Raw genomic sequence first — 23,631 nt, 5'->3', positions numbered from 1 at the left:
CACCCTGAAAATCTCATCGAGTTCCGCCTTCGAAGTGAAATGCTATGCCGCACAGGTGCTTTGCGAAATGGAGCGTTCACGACTGCTGGCCCTGATCACTGATCTGTCACAGTGACGGAACAACCTGGTGTAGTCGGTCGTGGGTTTTCAGTGCTCTTCGGCGCTCATAATTTCGACAATGCGTTGTAGGTCGTCGACCGACCCGAACTCGACCACAATCTTGCCTTTTCGTTTGCCGAGACTCACGGTGACCCGGGTATCGAAGGCTGACGAGAGCTTTTCAGCAACGTCCTGAAGACCCGGCATCTGGATCGGCTTACGCCGCGGGGCCGGCGGCGCGGTGTTGCCTTCGCGGTTGGCCAGTGTCACGGCCTCCTCGGTGGCGCGCACCGACATACCCTCGGCGATGATGCGGGCGGCCAACTCTTCCTGCTTCTCCGCTCCCCCCTCCAGGGCGAGCAGTGCACGTGCGTGGCCTGCGGACAGCACGCCGGCCGCGACCCGCCGCTGCACGGCGATCGGAAGGCGCAGCAGGCGGATCATGTTCGAGATCAATGGCCGGGATCGACCGATCCGGGCGGCAAGTTCATCGTGGGTGACGTCGAATTCCTCGAGTAGCTGTTGGTAGGCCGCGGCCTCTTCCAGCGGGTTGAGCTGTACCCGGTGGATGTTCTCCAGCAGCGCATCGCGCAACATGTTGTCGTCACCGGTCTCGCGGACGATCGCCGGGATGGCCTCCAGACCGGCTTGCTGGGCAGCTCTCCAGCGTCGCTCCCCCATCACCAACTGGTAGTGGGATTCGCCGTTCTCCTCGACGGCGCGGACGACAATCGGCTGCATCAATCCGAATTCGCGGATGGAATGCACCAGCTCGCTCAGCGCCTCCTCGTCGAACACCTGGCGCGGCTGACGCGGATTCGGCTGGATCAGGCTGGGATCGATCTCGCGGTACGTCGCGCCGGCATCGCTGGCGAGGACCGGGTCGAAACCGTCGCGGGCAGGGGACGTCGTGGCCGAGTCGCCCGGTCCGGGCGAGGGCCCGAGCAGAACGTCGGCTGCGGATGCGCCGATCTTGGGGCTCAGGACGTCGGTGCCGTCCTCAGCGGGACCGGTCGGAATGAGCGCTGCCAGTCCCCTGCCCAAGCCACTCCGCTTCCGTGCCGGCTGATTCATGGTCGTCTCCTGCTCATTGCTGCCGTCCGCTGTCTGTCTACTGGCCTTGGTTACTGACGCCTACGCGCGGGGCGGTACGCCGCGCTCTGCGATCTCACGGCTCGCGTCGAGGTAGCTCAACGCACCGCGGGATCCCGGATCGTAATCGAGAATCGTCATCCCGTACCCGGGGGCTTCCGACACCTTCACGCTCCGCGGGATGACCGTGCGCAACACCTTGTCGCCGAAGTGCTCCCGCACATCCTCGGCGACCTGATCCGCCAGCTTGGTCCGCCCGTCGTACATCGTCAGTATCACGGTGGACACCGACAGCTCCGGGTTGAGGTGCGCCTTCACCATCTCGATGTTGCGCAGCAGCTGTCCCACACCTTCCAGCGCGTAGTACTCGCACTGAATCGGGATGAGCACCTCGGGTGCGGCCACCAGAGCGTTGATGGTCAGCAACCCCAGGGACGGCGGGCAGTCGATGAAGACGTAGTCGAAGTTGTGGTTCGCCAATGCCGCGAGCGCCGACCGCAGCCGACCCTCACGAGCCACCATGCTGACCAATTCGATCTCTGCACCCGCCAGGTCGATCGTCGCGGGAATGCAGAACAACCGCTCGCTGTGCGGGCTCTGCTGAAGCGCTTCCTCCACCGGGATCTCTCCGATGAGCACCTCGTAGGAGGACGGGGTCCCGGGACGATGCTCGATACCCAACGCCGTGCTGGCGTTGCCCTGCGGGTCGAGATCGATCACCAACGTCCGCAGCCCCTGCAGCGCGAGTGCCGCAGCGACGTTCACCGCCGTGGTCGTCTTGCCGACGCCGCCCTTCTGGTTGGCGATCGTGAACACACGCTGACGCGCCGGCCGGGGAAGCTGCCCGTGTGAGGTGTGTAGCACGCGAGTCGCCTGCTCCGCCTCGGCCGCAATCGGGGTGTCCATACTGGCGTCCGTAGACCACGGAGTGCCGCTGTTGTTCTTCCATGTTTCACGTGAAACGGTTTCACGTGAAACGGCGGGTGTACCACCCACGCCAGCGGTCGCCCGCCGATCTGAACCCATCCTCATCTCCTGCCTTTCCCCCGCGACCCGGAGGCTCTGCCCGTTGACCGGCTGGCCGGTCTCGCCGCCTCGCGTCGCACGGCGACGACGGTTACGGGCGGGTTCAAATAGTTCACGCCACATTTCACCACCCTGGCATCGACTGCACCCAGGGAAGCCATCACACGCCGGTGCTCTTCGATCTCAGCCTCGGCTCGCTCGCCCTTGAGGGCGAGCATCCTTCCATCGACGCGAAGCAGCGGCATGCTCCATCGCGTCAACTTGTCCAGCGAGGCGACCGCTCGCGAGGTCACCACATCCAATTCACCAACGGATTCACGAACCTCTGAATCTTCGGCCCTACCGCGAACCACTGCGACATCGAGTCCCAATTCATCCACGACCTCACGGAGAAACTCGCTGCGTCGCAGCAGCGGTTCGATCAACGTGACGTGGATATCGGGGCGGGCAAGGGCCAACGGGATCCCCGGGAGGCCGGCGCCGCTGCCGATGTCGCCGACGCGCTCATCGGGGCCCAGAAGCTCCCCGAGAGCGGAGCTGTTGAGAATGTGTCGATCCCAGAGCCGGTCCACTTCCCGCGGACCAATCAGACCCCACTCGACACCGGCACCGGCCAATATTGCCGCGTACCGTTCGGCGGCCTCCAGACGATCTCCGAAGACCCCCGCCGCGGCGTCCGGTGCCGCGGGGACCGGTCCATGTTTCACGTGAAACATCCTCCGAACTCCCTACGGCACCGTCGCCGCAAAACGAACTACACCGTTGTAACTAGAACTCAGCCAAGCAGAACGACGACGCGACGCGATGGCTCCACGCCCTCGCTCTCGCTGCGGACCCCATCGACCGCCGCCACTGCATCGTGAACGATCTTGCGCTCGAACGGAGTCATCGGTGCCAACTCCTCGCGCTCACCCGACTCCAACACGCGGCGGGCCACCTTGTCACCCAGTGCCGCAAGCTCGTCACGGCGACCGCGTCGCCACCGCGCGATATCCAGCATCAGGCGGCTGCGCTCACCGGTCTTCTGGTGTACCGCCAGCCGGGTCAGCTCCTGGAGGGCATCCAGCACCTCACCCTTGCGGCCGACCAGCTTGCTCAGATCGCCGCCACCGTCGATGCTCACCACGGCCCGGTCGCCCTCGACATCCAGATCGATATCGCCGTCGAAGTCCAGCAGGTCGAGCAGCTCCTCGAGATAGTCGCCGGCGATCTCGCCTTCCGCGACCAGTCGCTCCTCGAGGTCGTCCTCGCTCTTCGGCGCGGACTGGGTGTCCTCCTCCAGCTCTGCGCTGGGCTCGGTCGTCTGTGCGTCCGTCATGTCGTCTTCTCCCTACTTGTAGCCAGCGTGAGAACTGGTCACCGTTTCCGCTTCTTGGGGCGTGCACCGGGCTTGGGCGTGCGGTTCACGCTCGGGGCTGCCGGTTCACCTGCCGCGTCCTTCTGGTCTTTGGTCGGCGCTACGTCCGACTCCGGGTCGGCATCCTCCGTGGCGGCCGCCGCACTCGCGGCTTCCGCCTTACGTGCGCGATTCGGTTTCGCACCGGGCGCCGGCGCGTTCGCCGATCGACGTTCGAGCGCCTCGACCTTCTTGGCTTCTTCTTCTTGCTCGATCTTGCCGAAGACGTAATGCTGCTGGCCGTAAGTCCAGATGTTGTTGGCCAGCCAGTAGATGATCACGGCCAGCGGCAGGAACGGTCCACCGACCACCACGCCGAGCGGGAAGACGTAGAGCGCGAGCTTGTTCATCATCGCGGTCTGCGGGTTCGACGCCGCCTCCACACTCTGGCGAGCCACCGAAGCCCGGCTGTTGAAGTGCGTGGCGATGCCCGCCAGGATCATGATCGGGACGCCGACCACGATGACCGACACTCGGTTGAAGTACGTGAACGCCTCGAGTCCGTGCTGCTGGATCATCGTCGCGCCCAGCGGTGCACCGAACAGGTTCGCGTCCAGGAAGTGGCCGACATCGGTCGCGCTGAAGACGTAGTTCGCCAGGCTGCGGTTCTCCTCCACCGACAACCCGAGCCGGCCGATGCCGGTCTGAGTCCGGTTGAAGGACATCAACACGTGGTACAGGCCGAGGAAAACCGGCACCTGCGCCAGCATGGGCAGACAGCCGAGGATCGGGTTGAATCCGTGTTCGCGTTGCAGCTTCTGCATCTCCAGCGCCATGCGCTGGCGGTCCTTGCCGTACTTCTTCTGCAGCGCCTTGATCTGCGGTTGCAGTTCCTGCATCTGCCGCGTGGTGCGGATCTGCTTGACGAACGGCTTGTAGAGGATCGCGCGCAAGGTGAAGACCAGGAACATCACCGACAGCGCCCAGGCGAAGAAGTTCTCGGGGCCGAGGAGGAAGGCGAATGCCTTGTACCAAACCCACATGATCGCCGACACCGGGTAATAGATGATGTCCAGGCTGAACCAATTAAACACGCGACTTGCTCTCCCCTCGCTTCGCTGGGGTATCCCAGACAAGGTTTTCGGCGGCGGCGATCTCGCCAGAGACGGTCTCGTCAGAACTGACGGACTCGTGATCGTGAGGGCACCGGTCGGGGATGGGATCCCATCCCCCCGAGTGCCACGGTCCGCATTTGAGCAGTCGGACCATCGTCAGCCACGCACCGCGGAACAAGCCGTACTCGGTGAGGGCATCGACCGCGTATTGACTGCAGGTCGGCATGAACCGGCACGACGGCAGTCGGAGCGGAGAAATGGTGTGGCGATAAAGCTGAATCAGGAAGATCGCACCGCGGGCCGCACCGGCGCCCGCCCTGCGGATCATGGTGACGTCCTGCGCCGCGCCTCGAGACGCTCGAGGGCGCGGTGCAACTGCTTCTCCAACTGCGGCGACGGCGCGTCACTGCTGCCGGCGCGGGCCCGGATCACCACGAGATCCGTGGCATCCAGATGCGGTATCACGGTGCGGGCGGCATGACGCAGCCGCCGGGACACCCGATGACGTTCCACGGCGTTCCCGACGGCTTTGGACACGATCAGACCGACCCGCGGGCCGGTTGCGTCCGTCGCCTCGTGGAGCGCGTGTACGACAACATCAGGTTGAACCGCACGCACGCCACGACTGACGGTGGCACTGAACTCCGCGGACCGCCTCATCCGGTATCGGGCCGGAAGCACCGCGCTAGATCCTGGGTCGAATCACGCAGTAAGCGCGCGACGGCCCTTGCCACGACGGTTGGCGACGATGGCGCGGCCGGCGCGGGTGCGCATGCGCAGCCGGAACCCGTGCACGCGCGAACGGCGCCGGTTGTTGGGCTGGTAAGTCCGCTTGCCCTTGGCCACGGCAATCTCTCCTTGTTCCGTTTGGTACCCGCACCCGCCGACACCGAAGTGCCGTCGAAAGCGGTTACCGTGCAAGCTCTGTTTAAGCTCGTCCGTCGTGCTTTACTAACCGGCGCATTCTCCGGAACCTCCCGGGCGCAGCCGTATCGCCACGTGCGGGCGACTGCTCGAGGGTACTGATGAGATTTCCCGCGGTCAAACCTGCGCCGACCCGCTTACCTGACCAGTATCCGATGTTGCAGAACTGTTGGCACATCGAGAGAAAACTGTTAGCTTCTGGCAATGCCGTTCCGAGCCTGGACCGGCCCGGGAAAATGAAATGAGAGATCGCGGCTCGGCGCACCGGCGCAACATGTGACGAAGCCGACCACGACGCTCTCGCAACAGACAACAGAGCGACGGCGACTGTCCTTTCTCCACAGGCTGTGGATAAATATGTGGACAGTTCGTCATCGTTCCTTTTGGTCGTCACCGGGTCGACCTCGAAGTCACCTCAAAAGGGGGAACAGTCGTTGTCAGCTGACCCCGATCCACCGTTCGTCGCTGTCTGGAACAGTGTCGTCGCTGAACTCAACGGCGGCCGCGCCGCAGACGGTGATCCGGCCCTCCCGCCACTGACACCTCAGCAAAGGGCCTGGCTCAAGCTGGTGAAACCCCTCGTCATCGCCGAGGGGTTTGCTCTGCTCTCCGTTCCAACCCCGTTCGTCCAGAACGAGATCGAACGGCACCTTCGCGAGCCGATCATCAACGCACTCAGCCGCAAGCTCGGTCAGCGGGTCGAGCTGGGCGTCCGCATCGACACTCCGTCCGAGGAATCCGAGGAATCCCCCGCCGCGGCGCCTGATTCCGGCTCCACCGCTGCCGCGCAGCCAGACGCATCGGTGTCAGCCCCGGCGGCCGACACCGACGAGATCGACGACGACAGTGCCGCCAAGGCCAGCGCCGAAGAGACCTGGCCGACCTACTTCAGCAGCCCGCAGCGTGATTCCACGGTCGCCGACGACAGCGCCGTCAATCTCAACCGGCGCTACACCTTCGACACCTTCGTCATCGGTGCGTCCAACCGCTTCGCCCATGCCGCCACCCTCGCCATCGCCGAAGCGCCGGCGCGGGCCTACAACCCGTTGTTCATCTGGGGCGAATCGGGCCTCGGCAAGACGCATCTGCTGCACGCCGCCGGAAACTATGCGCAACGGCTCTTCCCTGGCATGCGGGTCAAGTACGTCTCCACCGAGGAGTTCACGAACGACTTCATCAACTCGCTTCGCGACGACCGCAAGGCCTCGTTCAAGCGCAGTTACCGCGACATCGACATCCTGCTGGTCGATGACATCCAGTTCATCGAGGGTAAGGAAGGTATCCAGGAAGAGTTCTTCCATACCTTCAACACCCTGCACAACGCCAACAAGCAGATCGTCATCTCCTCGGACCGGCCACCCAAGCAGCTGGCCACCCTCGAGGACCGTCTGCGCACCCGCTTCGAGTGGGGCCTCATCACCGATGTGCAGCCACCCGAGCTCGAGACCCGCATCGCCATCCTTCGTAAGAAGGCGCAGATGGACCGCCTCGACGCGCCCGATGATGTGCTCGAGCTCATCGCCAGCAGTATCGAACGCAATATCCGCGAGCTCGAAGGTGCGCTCATCCGCGTGACCGCTTTCGCCTCGCTCAACAAGACCCGGATCGACAAGTCTCTGGCCGAAGTGGTGTTGCGCGATCTGATCGCCGACGCCACGACCATGCAGATCAGCACTGCGGCGATCATGGCGGCCACTGCCGAATACTTCGAGACCACGGTCGAGGAACTGCGGGGGCCGGGCAAGACCCGGGCACTCGCGCAGTCGCGCCAGATCGCCATGTATCTGTGCCGTGAGCTCACCGATCTGTCCCTGCCCAAGATCGGCCAGGCGTTCGGGCGTGATCACACCACGGTCATGTACGCGGAGAAGAAAATCCGCGGCGAGATGGCCGAGCGACGTGAGGTTTTCGACCACGTCAAGGAACTCACCACCCGGATTCGTCAGCGCGCCAAGCGCTGAACCCGCCCTGAAATTCCCATCCGGACCGGTGCTCGAGCGCCGTGTGCCGGCGGTCGATCCTGCGCTGCCGATCCTGCGCTGCGGGCGTCTCGGTGTCTCACATCGTGGGCTCTTCACGCCCGTCTGACAAAAATTCTTGTCACCACTTTGGCCCCGGAACCCATCCTTTGTCACAGCCGACGGCTGTGGATGGTGGTGTGCATAACCTGCGAACAACCACGGGATGAATGACAAAATCATCCACACGATGTCATTTGTCCACACTCGAGAGCCGGTCGACGCACCGGTGTCCACAGTCCACTCACATTGCGACACACCTGAGGTACTGGGCAAACACCACTTCATCCCCAGTTTTCACAGTGCCTAATACTGTTACTCATATATCTTCTAAGAATTCTTTCTAGAAGACAGTCCTGGGGACAGGGGACGAAACCTCTCGGTTGTCCGGGCTCGAGCAGCACGGGCACATCCCGGTGTCACCCCGGTCGATTAGCTTTCAAGTTGATGCGGAAAGCTCTACGGTGGTTCATCGGCAGCGGTTTCCAGCTTTGTCATTCAGCGTGATGCTGCGCGACGGTGTTCTGGGAAGATGCTGGTAGAGCTCATTATGGGGATCATCGAAGGGGCGCAACGCACGTGGCGACGACGACGGCTGGGCTGACCGACTTGAAGTTCCGCGTGGTGCGTGAGGACTTCGCGGACGCGGTGGCCTGGGTGGCCCGCAATCTGCCGAGCCGGCCCACCATCCCGGTCCTGGCCGGGGTGCTGCTGACCGGCACCGATGAGGGTCTGACCATCTCCGGGTTCGACTACGAGGTTTCCGCCGAGGTGCGTGTTAGTGCTGAAATCGCTTCTCCTGGAAGCGTTTTGGTATCCGGACGGTTGCTGTCTGACATCACCAAGGCGTTGCCGGCCAAGCCGGTGGAGCTCAGCGTCGAAGGCACCCGGGTGGCCCTGACCTGTGGCAGCGCACGGTTCTCGCTGCCGACCTTGGCGGTCGAGGACTATCCGGCGCTGCCGACCCTGCCCGACGAGACCGGCGTGGTGTCGTCCGATCTGTTCGCCGAGGCGATCGGGCAGGTTGCCGTCGCTGCCGGCCGGGACGACACCCTGCCGATGCTGACCGGTATCCGCGTCGAGATCTCCGGTGAATCAGTGGTTTTGGCAGCCACCGACCGGTTCCGGCTGGCCGTGCGTGAATTGACCTGGGAAACCGGTTCGACCGACGTCGAGGCCGCCGTGCTGGTTCCGGCGAAGACACTGGCCGAGGCGGCCAAGGCCGGCACCGACGGCAACCAGGTGCACCTGTCGCTGGGCTCCGGCGAGTCGGTCGGCAAGGACGGGCTGCTCGGTATCCGCAGTAACGGCAAGCGCAGCACCACCCGCCTGCTGGATGCGGAGTTCCCGAAGTTCCGTCAGTTGCTGCCGAGCGAGCACACCGCAATCGCGACGATCGGCGTGGCCGAGCTCACCGAGGCGATCAAGCGTGTGGCGCTGGTGGCCGACCGCGGAGCGCAGATCCGGATGGAGTTCGGCGAGGACCTACTGCGTCTGTCGGCCGGTGCCGACGACGTGGGGCGCGCCGAAGAGGACCTGCCGGTGGAGTTCGCCGGCGATCCGCTGACCATCGCGTTCAACCCGACTTACCTCACCGACGGGTTGAGCTCCCTGCACTCGGACCGTGTGACGTTCGGTTTCACCACGCCGAGTCGCCCTGCCGTGTTGCGTCCCACGAGCGAGGATGGTGGGACCGGTGGTGGTTCGGGTCCGTTCCCGGCCGCCAAAACCGATTACGTCTATCTGTTGATGCCGGTTCGCCTTCCTGGCTGACCGGCGGGGTCGAGAAAGGGCGCACATGCAACTCGGGTTGGTCGGCCTGGGCAAGATGGGCTTCAACATGCGCGAGCGCCTGCGCGGGGGTGGCCACGAGGTCGTGGGCTACGACCCCCGTCCCGAAGTCAGCGATGTGGCCAGCCTGGCGGACCTGGCCGGTGCCCTCGAGGTGCCGCGGGTGATCTGGGTGATGGTGCCGTCGGGCACGGTGACGCGCGAAACGATCGGTGCCCTCGCTGATGTACTCGGCCCCGGCGATCTGGTGATCGACGGCGGCAACTCGCGGTACACCGAGGACGGTCCACACGCGAAGTTATTGGGAGACAAGGGAATCAACTTCATCGACGCCGGGGTGTCGGGCGGCGTCTGGGGTCTCGACGAAGGGTACGGGTTGATGGTCGGTGGCAGTGACACCGACGTGGCTCGAGCCATGCCGATCTTCGACACGCTGCGTCCCGAGGGTGATCTGGCCGACGGTTTCGTCCACGCCGGTCCGGTAGGTGCCGGTCATTACGCCAAGATGGTGCACAACGGCATCGAATACGGCCTGATGCACGCCTATGCCGAGGGCTACGAGCTGTTGTCGGCCGAGGAGCTGATCACCGATCCCCAGGCAGTGATCCAGGCCTGGACGAACGGCACCGTGGTGCGGTCGTGGCTGCAGCAGCTGCTGGCCAAGGCGCTCAAGGAAGATCCCGGATTCGCCGCGATCAGCGGGTACACCGAGGATTCCGGGGAAGGCCGCTGGACCGTGGAAGAGGCCATCAGCCACCGGGTTCCGATGCCGGTGATCGCCGCGTCGTTGTTCGCCCGGTTCGCCTCGAGGCAAGAGGACTCCCCCACGATGAAAGCAGTGTCGGCGCTGCGCAATCAGTTCGGTGGCCACGCTGTGCACCGGATCAGTGAGTCCGGATAGGTCGGGTTCCGATGTATGTGCGCCGCCTGGGGCTGACCGACTACCGGTCCTGGGCACACGTCGAGCTCGAGCTCGAGCCCGGGCGGACCGTGTTTGTCGGCCCGAATGGTTTCGGCAAGACGAATCTCGTTGAGGCACTGTGGTATTGCGCCACGCTTGGGTCCCATCGGGTGGCTTCCGACGCACCCTTGATCAGGGCCGGCGAACAACGGGCGATCGTCTCGAGCATCGTGGTCAACGAAGGCCGCGAGTTGGCGGTCGACCTCGAGATCACGAATGGTCGGGCCAACAAGGCCCGGCTGAACCGATCACCGGTGCGTTCCCCCCGCGAAATCCTCGGGGTCCTGCGCGCGGTGCTGTTCAGCCCGGAGGACCTGGCACTGGTCCGTGGCGATCCAGGTGAACGGCGTCGCTATCTCGACGAGTTGGCAACCACCCGCCGACCGGCGATCGCCGGTGTCCGGGCCGACTACGACAAGGTGGTCCGTCAACGCACCGCCCTGCTGAAAACTGCTGCGGGAGCGCGCTATCGGGGTGATCGCAGCGCGCTGGACACTCTCGATGTGTGGGATGGGCACCTGGCCGCCCACGGTGCAGCACTGATCGCCGCACGCATCGCGCTGGTCGAGCAACTGCATCCCGAGGTGCAGAAGGCCTATCAATTGTTGGCGCCCTCGAGCCGGCCCGCAATGATCCGGTACCGCTCCAGTGTGGAAGCCATCGCGAACGCGCCCGGGCTCGAGTCCGTCGAGTTCTACGAGGCGGCGCTACTGGACGCACTGAGCCGGCGTCGTGACGCGGAGTTGGATCGCGGGGTCTGTCTGGTCGGCCCGCACCGCGACGATCTCGAGCTGTGGCTGGGCGATCAACCGGCGAAAGGCTTTGCCAGCCATGGTGAATCGTGGTCGATGGCGCTGGCGCTGCGGTTGGGCGCCTACGAACTGCTGCGGTCGGACGGGGTAGATCCGGTGTTGTTGCTCGACGATGTCTTCGCCGAGTTGGACACCGCCCGTCGTCAAGCTTTGGCGGCGGTGGCCGGCGAGGCCGAACAGGTTCTGGTCACCGCGGCGGTCGGGGAGGACATCCCGCAGGACTGGGCGGTCAACCGCGTCGAGATCAGGATGATCGAAGGGGATCAGGGGCGGATATCGATGGTGCAGTCATGACGGACGATCCCTCCGAATTGCCGGACCCAGCATCTTCAGACCCGGCCCCCGCGGTTCCTCCCGAGGACCTCACGCGCATGCGCGGTATGGATCTGGTGCGGCGGACTCTGGAAGAGGCTCGCGGTGCGGCACGCAGCCAGGGTAAGGACGTCGGTCGGGGTCGCCGCACGCCGGTGCGGCGTGCGGGAGGAAACACCGGCCGGCGTCGCAGCTGGTCAGGCCCGGGTCCCGATGTCCGTGACCCACAACTGTTCGGCACGGCGACCCAGGACCTGTCCAGGGTGAGAGGTTGGTCCTCGAGGGTCGCCGAAGGTTCGGTATTCGGTCGGTGGCGGGCCGTGGTCGGCGATCAGATCGCCGACCACGCCAATCCCACCGGCCTGAACGAGGGCGTGCTGACCGTCTCGGCGGAGTCCACGGCGTGGGCCACCCAGCTTCGAATGGTGCAGTCCCAGCTGCTGGCCAAGATCGCGGCGGCCGTCGGCGACGGGGTGGTGACCTCGTTGAAGATCGTGGGCCCGGTCGGCCCCTCGTGGCGAAAAGGCAAGTACAACGTGCCGGGAGGGCGCGGTCCCCGCGACACCTACGGCTAGGCGCCGACGACACTGCGCTGAGAGCTCCGAGACGGCCGAAAGCCATCTCCTGGAGCGTCCGGAGGCTCCGGTGCCCGAGAAATTCCGCGCACGGCGCAGTTAGGTAGGTGAAAACGCCGCTACAGAGTCGGCCCTGTCCGCCCTGACCGGTAGACTGTGACGAGATCTGCAGGGCGGCGATGCAACCGCTTCCCGCGAACCCCAAGGAGACGCGTCCGACGTGGCTGCCCAGAATCAGTACGGTGCCGATTCGATCAAAGTGCTGGAAGGCCTCGAAGCCGTTCGCAAACGGCCCGGTATGTATATCGGCTCCACCGGTGAACGCGGCCTGCACCACCTGGTGTGGGAGGTCGTCGACAACGCGGTAGACGAGGCGATGGCCGGGTTCGCCAGCAAGGTTGACGTGCGAATCCTCGAGGACGGCGGCGTTCAGGTCACCGACGACGGCCGTGGCATCCCGGTCGCGATGCATGCCACCGGAGTCCCGACGGTCGACGTGGTGATGACGGTCCTGCACGCCGGTGGCAAGTTCGAAGAAGGCGCCTATCAGGTGTCCGGCGGCCTGCACGGCGTCGGCGTCTCGGTGGTGAATGCGCTGTCCTCGCGGCTCGAGGCGGACATCCGCCGAGACGGGTACGAGTGGTTCCAGACCTACGACAACTCCGTCCCGGGGACCCTGAAAAAGGGTGAGAAGACCAACGAGACCGGCACGACGATCCGCTTCTGGGCGGATCCGAATGTATTCGAGACCACGGTCTACGACTTCGAGACCATTGCCCGGCGTCTGCAGGAGATGGCCTTCCTCAACAAGGGCCTGACGATCGAGCTGACCGATGAACGGGTTACCCGGAACGAGGTCGTCGACGAGGTCGTCAGCGATCACGCCGAAGCGCCGAAGTCCGCCGAGGAGAAGGCGGCCGAGGTGGCCGCACCGCAGAAGGTCAAGCACCGGGTGTTCCACTACGCCGGCGGTCTGGTCGACTTCGTCAAGCACATCAACCGCACGAAGACCGCGATTCAGCCCAGCGTGATCGATTTCGAAGGCAAGGGCACCGGTCACGAGGTCGAGATCGCGATGCAGTGGAACGCGGGCTACTCCGAGTCGGTCCATACCTTCGCCAACACCATCAACACCCATGAGGGCGGCACCCACGAAGAGGGTTTCCGCGCTGCGCTGACCACCGTGGTGAACAAGTACGCCAAGGACAAGAAGCTCCTCAAGGACAAGGATCCGAACCTCACCGGCGACGACATCCGTGAGGGTTTGGCCGCGGTCATCTCGGTGAAGGTGGCTCAGCCGCAGTTCGAGGGTCAGACCAAGACCAAGCTCGGCAATACCGAGGTGAAGTCTTTTGTGCAGAAGATCTGCAATGAGCAGCTGAACCACTGGTTCGAGTCGAATCCCGCCGAAGCCAAAACTGTGATCAACAAAGCAGTTTCGTCGGCGCAGGCGCGTATCGCCGCCCGCAAGGCCCGCGAACTGGTCCGGCGCAAGAGTGCCACCGACATCGGCGGCCTGCCCGGCAAGCTCGCCGACTGCCGCTCCACCGACCCCACGAAGTCCGAACTGTATGTGGTGGAGGGTGATTCGGCCGGCGGCTCGGCCAAGAGCGGCCGGGACTCGATGTTCCAGGCGATCCTTCCGTTGCGCGGCAAGATCATCAACGTCGAAAAGGCCCGCATCGACCGGGTTCTGAAGAACACCGAAGTCCAGGCCATCATCACCGCCCTGGGCACCGGGATTCACGACGAGTTCGACATCGAGAAGCTGCGGTACCACAAGATCGTGCTGATGGCCGACGCCGACGTCGACGGTCAACACATCTCCACCCTGCTGTTGACCCTGCTGTTCCGGTTCATGAAACCGCTGGTCGAGCACGGCCACATCTACCTGGCCCAGCCGCCGCTGTACAAACTCAAGTGGCAGCGCCAGGAACCGGAATTCGCCTACTCCGACCGTGAGCGCGACGGCCTGCTCGAGGCGGGCAAGGCCTCAGGCAAGCGGATCAACATCGACGACGGTATCCAGCGTTACAAGGGTCTGGGCGAGATGGACGCCAAGGAACTCTGGGAGACCACCATGGATCCCTCGGTGCGGGTGTTGCGTCAGGTGACCCTCGATGACGCCGCCGCGGCCGACGAGTTGTTCTCGATCCTGATGGGTGAAGACGTCGAAGCCCGGCGCAGCTTCATCACCCGGAACGCCAGAGACGTTCGCTTCCTGGACGTTTAACGATATCCACCGGCTAGATCAACAACCGAGGATCACATGACTGACACCACGTTGCCACCCGGCGACGAAACCTCTGACCGCATCGAACCGGTCGATATTCAGCACGAGATGCAGCGCAGCTACATCGACTACGCCATGAGCGTGATCGTCGGCCGCGCCCTGCCGGAGGTGCGCGACGGCCTCAAGCCCGTGCACCGCCGCGTGCTCTATGCCATGTACGACTCCGGCTTCCGGCCGGACCGCAGCCACGCCAAGTCGGCGCGTTCGGTTGCCGAGACGATGGGCAACTACCACCCCCACGGTGACTCCTCGATCTACGACACCCTGGTCCGGATGGCCCAGCCCTGGTCGCTGCGTTATCCACTGGTCGACGGCCAGGGCAACTTCGGTTCGCCGGGTAACGATCCCGCGGCGGCCATGCGGTACACCGAGGCCCGGCTGACGCCGCTGGCCATGGAGATGTTGCGTGAAATCGACGAGGAGACAGTCGAATTCATCCCCAACTACGACGGCCGGGTTCAGGAACCCACGGTGCTGCCGAGCCGGTTCCCCAACCTGCTGGCCAATGGCTCGGGCGGTATCGCCGTCGGTATGGCCACCAACATCCCGCCGCACAACCTGCGGGAGTTGGCCGAGGCGGTGTACTGGTGCCTGGAGAACCACGAGGCCGACGAAGAGGCCACGCTGGCCGCGATGTGTGAGCGGGTCAAGGGTCCCGACTTCCCCACCCACGGCTTGATCGTCGGATCCCAGGGCATCCACGACGCCTACACCACCGGCCGCGGTTCCATCCGGATGCGCGGTGTGGTCGAGATCGAAGAGGACAGCCGGGGCCGTACCGGCATCGTCATCACCGAGCTGCCGTACCAGGTCAACCACGACAACTTCATCACCTCGATCGCCGAGCAGGTGCGCGACGGCAAGCTGGCCGGCATCTCCAACATCGAGGACCAGTCCAGCGACCGCGTCGGTCTGCGAATTGTGGTGGAGCTCAAGCGCGATGCCGTCGCCAAGGTGGTGCTGAACAACCTCTACAAGCACACCCAGCTGCAGACCAGCTTCGGCGCCAACATGCTGTCGATCGTCGATGGGGTGCCGCGCACGCTGCGGCTCGACCAGATGATCCGGCATTACGTCGCACATCAACTCGACGTCATCGTGCGTCGTACCCGGTACCGGTTGCGGAAGGCCAACGAGCGGGCCCACATCCTGCGCGGTCTGGTCAAGGCACTCGACGCGCTCGACGAGGTGATCGCCCTGATCCGGGCGTCGCAGACCGTCGAGATCGCCCGAGCCGGACTGATCGAGCTGCTCGACATCGACGAAATCCAGGCCCAGGCGATCCTGGACATGCAGCTGCGCCGGTTGGCTGCCCTCGAGCGGCAGAAGATCGTCGACGATCTGGCCAAGATCGAAGCCGAGATCGCCGACCTCGAAGACATTCTGGCCAAACCGGAACGACAGCGGGCGATCGTCCGCGACGAGCTGGCCGAGATCGTCGAAAAGCATGGCGATGACCGTCGGACCCGCATCATGCCGGCCGACGGAGAGGTCAGCGACGAGGATCTGATTGCTCGTGAGGACGTGGTCGTCACGATCACCGAGACCGGGTATGCCAAGCGCACCAAGACCGACCTGTACCGCAGCCAGAAACGCGGCGGCAAGGGTGTGCAGGGCGCGGGGCTCAAGGCCGACGACATCGTCAACCACTTCTTCGTCTGCTCCACCCACGACTGGATCCTGTTCTTCACCACGCAGGGCCGGGTGTACCGGGCCAAGGCCTACGAGTTGCCGGAAACTTCGCGCACCGCGCGCGGTCAGCATGTGGCGAACCTGCTGGCCTTCCAGCCGGAGGAGCGCATCGCCCAGGTCATCCAGATCAAGAGCTACGAGGATGCGCCGTACCTGGTGCTGGCCACCCGCAACGGTCTGGTGAAGAAGTCGAGGCTGGTCGACTTCGACTCGAACCGCTCCGGCGGCATCGTGGCGGTCAACCTGCGTGACGGTGACGAACTGGTCGGTGCGGTGCTGTGCTCGGCCGAGGACGATCTGCTGTTGGTGAGCGCCAACGGCCAGTCGATCCGCTTCTCGGCAACTGACGAGGCGCTGCGGCCGATGGGTCGTGCGACCTCGGGCGTGCAGGGTATGCGGTTCAACGAGGATGACCGGCTGCTGTCCCTCAATGTGGTTCAACCGGACACGTACCTACTGGTCGCAACCGCGGGTGGCTATGCCAAACGGACCGCGATCGACGAGTACACGGTCCAGGGCCGCGGCGGCAAGGGCATCCTGACGATCCAGTACGACCGCAAACGTGGCAGTCTGGTCGGAGCGCTCATCGTCGACGACGACACGGAGCTGTACGCCATCACTTCCGGTGGCGGAGTCATCCGGACCGCCGCACGTCAGGTTCGCAAGGCCGGGCGCCAGACCAAGGGCGTTCGCTTGATGAACCTGGGCGAGGGCGACACACTGATTGCGATTGCGCGCAACGCCGAGGAGGACTCGGAACAAGATGAGGCTGAGTCCGACGAAGAGTGACGCTGGCGCCGAGGCCCAACCAGGACCCCGGCCTGAGCTAAGGAGCTGTTAGGTGAGTTCACCGAACGAGCCGGGGCACCCGCGAGCGGGCGACCGGTCCGGCAGTTCCAACGGCTCAGGTGCCGGGGCCGCAGGTGCCGGGGCCGCAGGGGCCGAGGCGAAACCGCCGGCGAGCAAGACGGCGGGGACGCAGGCCCGCGCTTCCGGCGGTCAGATCACCGAGACCGGTGAGGTGCCGCCGTGGCAGCGGGGCACCCCCCGGACCTCGCCGCAGTCGGCCGACACGCGCGAGGAAGGTGCCCGCCCGCCGGGCGCCCACTCCCCCGGCGTGGAAGCCCGGCTGCAGCGCTTCGTCTCCGGCACGGAGACGAAGGACACCGAGCAGTCCGCCCGGCCGGCACGCCCGGCCCCGTCTGCGCCGTCGGCCCCACGCAACGAACCGGTGCGGCCCGAGGCCTATGCGAGCGAGATCCCGGATCTGTCCGGGCCGGCCGCGCGTGCCCCGCAACGCAAGACGGCCGCTGACGCGGCGGCGGCCAGGAGCTCGAGCAACAGCCCGACCACCCGGATCCAGGTGGCCAACCGCGGATCGCATCAGGGCCCCGTCCGGGCCAGCATGCAGATCCGCCGGGTCGACCCGTGGACTGTGCTCAAGGTCTCACTGGTGCTGTCGGTGGTGCTGTTCTTCGTGTGGATGATCGCGGTGGCATTCCTCTACCTGGTCCTCGGCGCCATGGGTGTGTGGAGCAAGCTCAACAGCAATGTCGGCGACCTCCTGACCAGCGCCAGCGGCGCCTCAGGAGGCGAATTGGTGTCCAGTGGAACGATCTTCGGCGGGTCCGCGCTCGTCGGCCTGGTGAACATCGTCGTGCTGTGTGCGTTGGCGACCATCGGAGCTTTCATCTACAACCTGACAACCGATCTGGTCGGCGGCGTCGAGGTCACACTGGCTGACAGGGATTGATTTGGGACTCTGCACTCCCGTGCGGTAATCTCGGCGCTCGGTCGATCCCAATATTCGGGCCTATAGCTCAGGTGGTTAGAGCGCTTCGCTGATAACGAAGAGGTCGGAGGTTCGAGTCCTCCTAGGCCCACGACACCCGGTGTAACCGGTGATCATCGAGAGGTTGTGCCATGCGGTTCTTGCTCGTTGCCGGCATCGCAGCCGCCGCGGTGATCGTATGGCGAACACGACACGGTGAAGAAGTTTGGCATGACTTGGCAGATGCGCCACCTCGGCCAAATGAGGGGCCTTAGCTCAGTTGGTAGAGCGCTGCCTTTGCAAGGCAGATGTCAGGAGTTCGAATCTCCTAGGCTCCACAAATAAATCAGCAGGTCAGAGCGGTTCCGGTGTTAGCTACCGGGGCCGCTCTTCTCGTTGGTGGACACACCTTGGACACACTTTCGAGTTAAAAGCTGATTGATCGCGATACCTACCGCCTCAACATCGGACCCGTACAGGTGGCCATAGCGGTCCAGCGTCAGCCCCGCGGACTCGTGTCCCAGCATGTTCTGCAGCGCCTTGATATTCGCGCCGGCCTGGATCGCCAGAGACGCCGCGGTGTGCCGTAGCTCGTGGATCTTGAAGTTGTACACAGTGACGTCTTCCCCGGCCCCGTTGCGTTCGGTGCGCGGGAACAGGCCGGCCGCTGCCACGGCATCAGACCACCACCGGCGCCGCACATTGCTGCCGCGCATGTGGCCACCCTCGGAGTCGGGGAACACCAGCGCATCCGGATCGACCTTTTTACTGGATCGGATGAAAAGGTCCGCGACGAACGCTGGGAGGCTCACTGTGCGGCCCTTGACGCTCTTGGTTGTGCCGATCTCGAACGACCCGTCGACGAGCGTCACTGAGCGCGTGAGGCGGATCGTCAGCCGATCAAGGTCGACGTCGCGCCAGCGGAGTTCGGCCACTTCCCCGAACCGCAGCCCACACGTCCCCAGCACGTACACCAGCGGCCGATGATCCCCGGCAGCGTCAGCCAGCGCGTGCAACTGCTCCAATGTCAGGAACCGCTGCTCGGTAGACGTCACAGGCGGCAGCTCCACGCCGTCCACAGGATTCAATGCCAGCCGATTCTCGGCAACCGCCATCGCGAGCACCTGGCGAAGCACCCCGACCGTCTTGTGCACCGATGCCGGCGCCAGATCGACACTCAGATCGGCAACCCACTCCCGCACCCACCGGCGCGTGATGTCACCGAGCGCGATCCGGCCGCGCTTCGCCAGCTCTCCCTCGACCACGATCTTGTACCGGGCCCGGGTCGACGGCTTCAGCTTGTGCTTGGACTCCAACCACTCCCGCGCATACTCCCCCAGCGTCACGCGGCCGGCCGCCGGCGCCACGTACGCACCGCGCCGCTTGTCCACCTCGAGCTGGTTCGCCCATGCCTCGGCGTCCCGCTTGGTGGTGAACCCACGCTTACGGGTTTGGCGTCGGTCTGGCGTGCGGTAGCGAACGCAGTAACGCGTTGCACCAGAATCAGTTTCGTACTTCTCAATCGTCGCCATACGAAGGACCTTCTAGGAGGACCGTAACGGGTCTGTCGAGATCTTGGACCGACTCACCGCCGTGCCGATTGGCTATACGGCGCTCAACCTCTGCCAGCTTCCACGATGGCAACGCCCTGGCGAAGAACTCGGCCAGACCGCCCTGGCGTGGAAACGGCCACTCAGCGATCAGCCACTCCCATAGTGTTGCTGCCTTGAACTCGGCATTGCAGACTGCCACCACGTCGTCCACCGCAACTCCAGCTGGCATCAATAGGGTGACGGGTGAAACCCCAAGCGCCGCAGCCAAAGCCACCAAATCATCGGCATCTACGCGGCGTTCATAGCTCTCGATCTTGCGCAGTCCCAGCGTCGGAATCGGCCGGCCGATCTCATCCAATTTTGCTGCCAGTTTCACGTACTGCATGTCTCCACGTAGTCGCTTGATGTTGTCTGCAACGGTGCGACCCGTACGCCCTAACGGGTTCTTCTTCTGCGGCTCTGCCATGTCGCCAGGCTAAGCGATGGAAATCATCTCCGCAACGATGCCCTTGACAGCTTGACCGTTGATGACGCATGATCACCGGTGTAGAGATTGAAACCATCGCTACACCGATCTAAGTCAACTCCATACAGGGCACGGACGCAGATACGGGGCCAGTAGCGCGGGCCCTACACCGCATCGACAGCCGTCAGCGACGGGGATGCGAGGGAACAGAACCCGGGCCTGACCAAAACCACCGAGAGGAGGAAGACATGACCACGCCGTTCGAAACACTGACCTGCAAGCAGGTCGCCGAAATCCTGCACACGTCCGAAGCTGGATTGGCCCAGATGAGGTACCGCGGCAACGGCCCGAAATTCGTAAAGACAGGCTCCCGCAAGGTTTTTTACACCCAGCAAGCTGTCGCCGATTTCATCACTGCCAACACCGTGCAGCGCACCGACGACCCGCGAGGCGCTGCCTGATGTGGGCGCAAGCCGACCACGCCGACCTGGGCCTGATCCCCGACAGCGATCACAGCGAGGATCTGCGCCCCAAAAAGAACGACGACCCCAGGGCTGCCACCCCGAGGCCGTCAAAACCAACCCTCAACAGAAAGTAGGTAACCCCATGATGACACAACAACCCGTCACCGATGTACCGCTGCCCGCTGGTACTACCTGCTGCGACGGCTGGCAGCACGACGAGGATCGGACGTACCGGATCCTTTCGGGCGTCGACCGCCGCATCCCCGGCGTTGGGATCATCGGCACCAGCGCCGTGCAGTTCACCGACGGCAGTATCGACACCGACCGCGACGGCGGCGAAGGACCGCGCATCTGGCTCAACCTCGGCGGCGACTCCGTGACAGCCGCCCAGGCCCGCAAGGCCGCGCAGTCGATCCTGGCCGCTGTCCAGGAAACCGAGCTCTGGACTGCTCCAGAGTCTGCTCGGACAGCAGCGCTGGCGCTGGACACCGCGGTCAACGTGGTCGACCTGGTCCGGCACGACCTGAACGCCACGCTCCGCGAAGCCTCCACCATGCCGCTGTTCGCCGTCAGTGACCTCGTCGCCGCACTTGGTCATCTGCGGCAGGCGGCAGTGCTGATCGACCGGTGCGCCGACCAGCTCGAAGCTACCGACGCGGAGGCCGGCCGTTGACCGACCAGACAGTGAGGACCCGCGCCGACCGTGGCGCGGGTTCTCCCGCATCCCAACAAGTCTCGTGGTGGCCCGTCCACGAGTTCATCACCGCCGCTGTCGCACAAGCGAACTACGGCCCGCTCCCCATCGCCGGCACCCCGGCATGGTGCGAACTCGCAGACGGAGACCCGCGCAAGCTGCTGGCGCTCGCCGTCGCCGGAGATCATCACGTACTCCGCGTAGAGACCGCCCAGGCCGCGATGGCCGACGCATCACGCGAGATCTCCGCAGCCGCCGACTGGACCGCGATGGCCCAACGGATCCGCAACCACAGCCGCAGCGCCTACATCCCCCGGAGGAAATCAGCGTGACAGAAGGGTCACTGGCACTGTCCGGCGCGACGCCCAAAGACATGCCGACTAGAAACTTCAAGCCGCCCCGAGAACGCAAACGAACCCGAGGAGGCGTCATCCCCATGCGGGAGCCGAAGAACGGACTGCCGAACGGATGGATCTTCGCATCCGAGGCACCGCCATCACGCCCCGTTGACTGGCTGGAAGAGAACAAGCTCGCCCGCGGACATGTCACCTACCTGTTCGGTGAGGAGGGCATCGGCAAGAGCACCTGGTGGGTCTACGTCGTCGCTAAACGCACCCGCGCAGGCGAATACGTGGTCGTCATCATCACCGAGGACGGATGGGAGGACACCGCGCGGCCGCGCATGGAAGCCGCCGGCGTAGACCTCACGAAGGTCATCATGCTCAACGTCGCCGAAGATGCCGACGAGTTCGAGATGGGCATTCCCGGCCCGGCGTGGCTCACCGAACAAGAGTTGCCTCCGGTGTCACTGGTGGTGATCGACGGCCTTGCCGACGCCACTGCCTACGTCAACGGCAGCCTCCCGAAGGCCACAGAATGGCGCCCAGTCATCACCGGCTGGAAGCGGTACGCCGCACGCCACCACGCCGCCGTCTTGGCCCTCGGGCACACGAACCGCGACACGCTCAACGGCACCCGTGGTGCGGTCGGCCTGTCCGGGCAGATCCGTCAAGTTGTCCGACTCAACCTAATGGCGCTACGGACCGAGGACGACCGTCTCGCCATCGGTGTCGAGAAGTCCAACATCTGCCGCACCGATCAACCCGTCGACCTCTTTGAGATCACCGAGGCAACATCGGCCGGCATCAGCGTGAACATCTGTCGGCCGTGCGGACTCGGTGACGCTACCGCCAAGGAACTCTTTCAGGTCCTGGCAGCACAACCACACGTCACCGAAGGCGAAGCCGAACGTGAACGACTGGACGGATGCCTGGCCGATCTGATCGACCTCCTCAAGGGCCGCCAAGGAAACGACCGGTGGGCACCAACGACGGAGATCACCGACCTCCTGGCAAAGGGCAAAGGAACCTCAGCAACACGGTGGAGTCAGTCGCAGATCGACCGCGCCCGGACCCGCGCCATCAAGGAAAACCACATCGAAACCGACCACCCGAAAGTACCGGGACCGCACTACTGGCGTGCGCGGTTGCGCGATTGGGACTGACCTGCGGAAACGCCTGCGCGGTTGGGTGCGCGGTTGGACTCAACAACGCACCAACCGCGCAACGCAAAACCCCAGGTCAGTCCCAATCGTGCACAACAACGCAACCGCGCAAAACATCAATGTAAACCGAAGGGAATCAAACACCATGTCCGACAACACCATCCAGATCCCCGTCATCGAGCCCATCGACGGCACCGTCTACATCACCGACGTCTATCACGACGAAGGCCTGGTCTACGTCACCATCGCCGGCCCCCACAAGGACCAGCCGGTCATCATCATGTTCGACCGCGAAGACCTGCAGGCGATCGAGACCGCACACGAAGATCTCAAGCGCGAACTACGGCCTCGGGCACTCGACTTCTTCAACACCACCAAGGGTGAACCCGACCCCAATCCCGCCGCGGTCCTCGACATCCTCAACGCGCCGAAGCGCAACGGCCGGTTCATCCACGACCGCGTCGAATACCGCTACGACACTGGCCGCACCGAATGGGTTGCATGGGGACGCACCGACATCGACGACCAGGACGGTGCCTGGTGACCACACCCAACGACATGCCCGCCAACACCGACGCTCTCAGGCTGGCCCGGATCAACCTGCGCAGCCGCCTCCAGAAGCTCGCCAGCGGCACCGCAAACATGGACGTCGACGCCATTGAGATCTTCCACCGCAAGCTCGACCAGGCACGCAACGAGATCCGCAACGCCGAGCGCCTGCGCAACGCCGAGCAGTTCGACACGAGTAGGAACTGGTGACCTCATGACCATCGGCAACGACACCATCACCCTGATCCAGCACGTACAGATCGGCGTCGACGAGTTCATGGTGCCCATCTACGACAACGTGGAGACCACCATCACCGGCTGCTCATTCCAAGCGGGACAGCCCACCGAGGACACCGCGCTCATGACCACCATCGTCAGCGCCACAGCCCGCGTCTACATGCCCGTCACCGCAGTCACCCGGACCATCAAGTCCACTGACCAGATCAAGCACGCCGGCCTGACCTACCACGTCCGCGGTCCCATCGTCATCCCCACCGACCTCGCCGGCCGCGAGGACCACGTGTGGTGCATCGCCGAATGGACCGCCGGCTGATGACCCTCACCGCCTGCCTCGACTGTGGCGA

The 23,631-nt window shown here is 64.5% G+C and carries 25 protein-coding genes and 2 tRNA genes; 17 read left to right on the top strand and 10 right to left on the bottom strand.

The genetic code is table 11. From position 1 onward, the window contains the following. Positions 1-147 precede the first annotated feature (147 nt). Genes JOF57_RS25375 through rpmH form a run of 8 tightly spaced genes read right to left on the bottom strand, consistent with a single transcriptional unit; the run spans position 148 to position 5,514 of the window. Positions 148-1,173 carry a ParB/RepB/Spo0J family partition protein gene (locus JOF57_RS25375; RefSeq protein ID WP_209921688.1) on the bottom strand — a complete coding sequence of 342 codons (1,026 nt, stop codon included), beginning with the start codon at positions 1,171-1,173 and terminating at the stop codon, positions 148-150. 60 nt (positions 1,174-1,233) lie between these two features. Then, positions 1,234-2,217: a ParA family protein gene (locus tag JOF57_RS25370; RefSeq protein ID WP_407666600.1), complete on the bottom strand. Its 984-nt coding sequence runs from the start codon at positions 2,215-2,217 to the stop codon at positions 1,234-1,236. 2 nt (positions 2,218-2,219) lie between these two features. Then, entirely contained in the window at positions 2,220-2,933 is a 714-nt protein-coding gene (gene rsmG / locus JOF57_RS25365; RefSeq protein ID WP_209921686.1) for a 16S rRNA (guanine(527)-N(7))-methyltransferase RsmG, read from the bottom strand. 59 nt (positions 2,934-2,992) lie between these two features. Continuing rightward, positions 2,993-3,535, bottom strand: a complete 543-nt coding sequence (locus JOF57_RS25360; RefSeq protein WP_209921678.1) for a Jag family protein — start codon at positions 3,533-3,535, stop codon at positions 2,993-2,995. Between the two features lie 38 nt (positions 3,536-3,573). Then, complete coding sequence (gene yidC, locus JOF57_RS25355) at positions 3,574-4,647, bottom strand: membrane protein insertase YidC (RefSeq protein WP_209921676.1); 1,074 nt, start codon at positions 4,645-4,647, stop codon at positions 3,574-3,576. Next, positions 4,640-4,996: a membrane protein insertion efficiency factor YidD gene (gene yidD / locus JOF57_RS25350; RefSeq protein ID WP_209921674.1), complete on the bottom strand. Its 357-nt coding sequence runs from the start codon at positions 4,994-4,996 to the stop codon at positions 4,640-4,642. Before yidD ends, yidC begins: the two co-directional genes overlap by 8 nt. Beyond that, complete coding sequence (rnpA, locus tag JOF57_RS25345; RefSeq protein ID WP_209921672.1) at positions 4,993-5,349, bottom strand: ribonuclease P protein component; 357 nt, start codon at positions 5,347-5,349, stop codon at positions 4,993-4,995. Before rnpA ends, yidD begins: the two co-directional genes overlap by 4 nt. A gap of 21 nt (positions 5,350-5,370) precedes the next feature. Further along, positions 5,371-5,514 (bottom strand): 50S ribosomal protein L34, encoded by a 144-nt coding sequence (gene rpmH, locus JOF57_RS25340; RefSeq protein WP_209921670.1) that lies wholly within the window; start codon positions 5,512-5,514, stop codon positions 5,371-5,373. A 512-nt stretch (positions 5,515-6,026) separates the two neighbouring features. Here rpmH and dnaA point away from each other — a divergent pair. The 10 genes from dnaA (at position 6,027) to JOF57_RS25290 (ending at position 18,155) form a co-directional block, all read left to right on the top strand. Continuing rightward, a complete protein-coding gene (dnaA, locus tag JOF57_RS25335; RefSeq protein ID WP_209921668.1) occupies positions 6,027-7,553 on the top strand; it encodes a chromosomal replication initiator protein DnaA in 1,527 nt (508 codons plus the stop codon). A 636-nt stretch (positions 7,554-8,189) separates the two neighbouring features. Continuing rightward, complete coding sequence (gene dnaN / locus JOF57_RS25330; protein ID WP_209921666.1) at positions 8,190-9,383, top strand: DNA polymerase III subunit beta; 1,194 nt, start codon at positions 8,190-8,192, stop codon at positions 9,381-9,383. Next, entirely contained in the window at positions 9,376-10,302 is a 927-nt protein-coding gene (gnd, locus tag JOF57_RS25325; RefSeq protein ID WP_273544821.1) for a phosphogluconate dehydrogenase (NAD(+)-dependent, decarboxylating), read from the top strand. The genes dnaN and gnd overlap by 8 nt, the downstream gene beginning before the upstream one ends. Before the next feature lie 11 nt (positions 10,303-10,313). After that, a complete protein-coding gene (recF, locus tag JOF57_RS25320; protein ID WP_209921662.1) occupies positions 10,314-11,468 on the top strand; it encodes a DNA replication/repair protein RecF in 1,155 nt (384 codons plus the stop codon). Continuing rightward, positions 11,465-12,061, top strand: a complete 597-nt coding sequence (locus JOF57_RS25315) for a DUF721 family protein (protein WP_209921660.1) — start codon at positions 11,465-11,467, stop codon at positions 12,059-12,061. Before recF ends, JOF57_RS25315 begins: the two co-directional genes overlap by 4 nt. A gap of 220 nt (positions 12,062-12,281) precedes the next feature. Continuing rightward, entirely contained in the window at positions 12,282-14,294 is a 2,013-nt protein-coding gene (gyrB, locus tag JOF57_RS25310; protein WP_209921658.1) for a DNA topoisomerase (ATP-hydrolyzing) subunit B, read from the top strand. A 36-nt stretch (positions 14,295-14,330) separates the two neighbouring features. After that, positions 14,331-16,835 (top strand): DNA gyrase subunit A, encoded by a 2,505-nt coding sequence (gene gyrA / locus JOF57_RS25305; protein ID WP_209921656.1) that lies wholly within the window; start codon positions 14,331-14,333, stop codon positions 16,833-16,835. Between the two features lie 52 nt (positions 16,836-16,887). After that, positions 16,888-17,799: a DUF3566 domain-containing protein gene (locus tag JOF57_RS25300; protein ID WP_209921654.1), complete on the top strand. Its 912-nt coding sequence runs from the start codon at positions 16,888-16,890 to the stop codon at positions 17,797-17,799. 56 nt (positions 17,800-17,855) lie between these two features. Beyond that, positions 17,856-17,929, top strand: a tRNA-Ile gene (locus tag JOF57_RS25295). A 153-nt stretch (positions 17,930-18,082) separates the two neighbouring features. Further along, positions 18,083-18,155: transfer RNA gene (locus JOF57_RS25290), tRNA-Ala, on the top strand. Positions 18,156-18,188: 33 nt separating this feature from the next. Here the strand turns inward: JOF57_RS25290 and JOF57_RS25285 are convergent. Together JOF57_RS25285 and JOF57_RS25280 are read right to left on the bottom strand one after the other, a co-directional pair. Then, on the bottom strand, positions 18,189-19,349 hold the full coding sequence (locus tag JOF57_RS25285) for a site-specific integrase (protein WP_209921653.1): 1,161 nt from the start codon (positions 19,347-19,349) through the stop codon (positions 18,189-18,191). Further along, a complete protein-coding gene (locus tag JOF57_RS25280; protein WP_209921651.1) occupies positions 19,336-19,836 on the bottom strand; it encodes an XRE family transcriptional regulator in 501 nt (166 codons plus the stop codon). Before JOF57_RS25280 ends, JOF57_RS25285 begins: the two co-directional genes overlap by 14 nt. A 248-nt stretch (positions 19,837-20,084) precedes the next feature. Between JOF57_RS25280 and JOF57_RS25275 the strand changes: the two genes are divergently transcribed. From JOF57_RS25275 to JOF57_RS25245, 7 genes are all read left to right on the top strand, one after another. After that, positions 20,085-20,297: a helix-turn-helix transcriptional regulator gene (locus JOF57_RS25275; RefSeq protein WP_209921649.1), complete on the top strand. Its 213-nt coding sequence runs from the start codon at positions 20,085-20,087 to the stop codon at positions 20,295-20,297. Positions 20,298-20,442: 145 nt separating this feature from the next. Next, positions 20,443-20,973, top strand: coding sequence for a hypothetical protein (locus JOF57_RS31090; protein WP_234938244.1), 531 nt, complete (start codon positions 20,443-20,445; stop codon positions 20,971-20,973). Then, a complete protein-coding gene (locus tag JOF57_RS25265) occupies positions 20,970-21,326 on the top strand; it encodes a DUF2742 domain-containing protein (protein ID WP_209921647.1) in 357 nt (118 codons plus the stop codon). The genes JOF57_RS31090 and JOF57_RS25265 overlap by 4 nt, the downstream gene beginning before the upstream one ends. Continuing rightward, the gene (locus JOF57_RS25260; protein WP_209921646.1) at positions 21,323-22,498 is read left to right on the top strand and encodes an AAA family ATPase; all 1,176 of its coding nucleotides are present in this window, start codon (positions 21,323-21,325) and stop codon (positions 22,496-22,498) included. Before JOF57_RS25265 ends, JOF57_RS25260 begins: the two co-directional genes overlap by 4 nt. Positions 22,499-22,643: 145 nt before the next feature. Beyond that, a complete protein-coding gene (locus tag JOF57_RS25255; protein WP_209921644.1) occupies positions 22,644-23,042 on the top strand; it encodes a hypothetical protein in 399 nt (132 codons plus the stop codon). After that, positions 23,039-23,257, top strand: a complete 219-nt coding sequence (locus JOF57_RS25250; RefSeq protein ID WP_209921641.1) for a hypothetical protein — start codon at positions 23,039-23,041, stop codon at positions 23,255-23,257. Before JOF57_RS25255 ends, JOF57_RS25250 begins: the two co-directional genes overlap by 4 nt. A 4-nt stretch (positions 23,258-23,261) precedes the next feature. Further along, complete coding sequence (locus JOF57_RS25245) at positions 23,262-23,600, top strand: hypothetical protein (protein WP_209921639.1); 339 nt, start codon at positions 23,262-23,264, stop codon at positions 23,598-23,600. The last annotated feature ends 31 nt before the right edge of the window (positions 23,601-23,631 follow it).

Source organism: Mycolicibacterium lutetiense, from assembly GCF_017876775.1.
GTDB lineage: Bacteria > Actinomycetota > Actinomycetes > Mycobacteriales > Mycobacteriaceae > Mycobacterium > Mycobacterium lutetiense.
The sequence above is the reverse complement of the archived record's forward strand: the minus strand, read 5'-3'. Positions and strand labels throughout refer to the sequence as shown.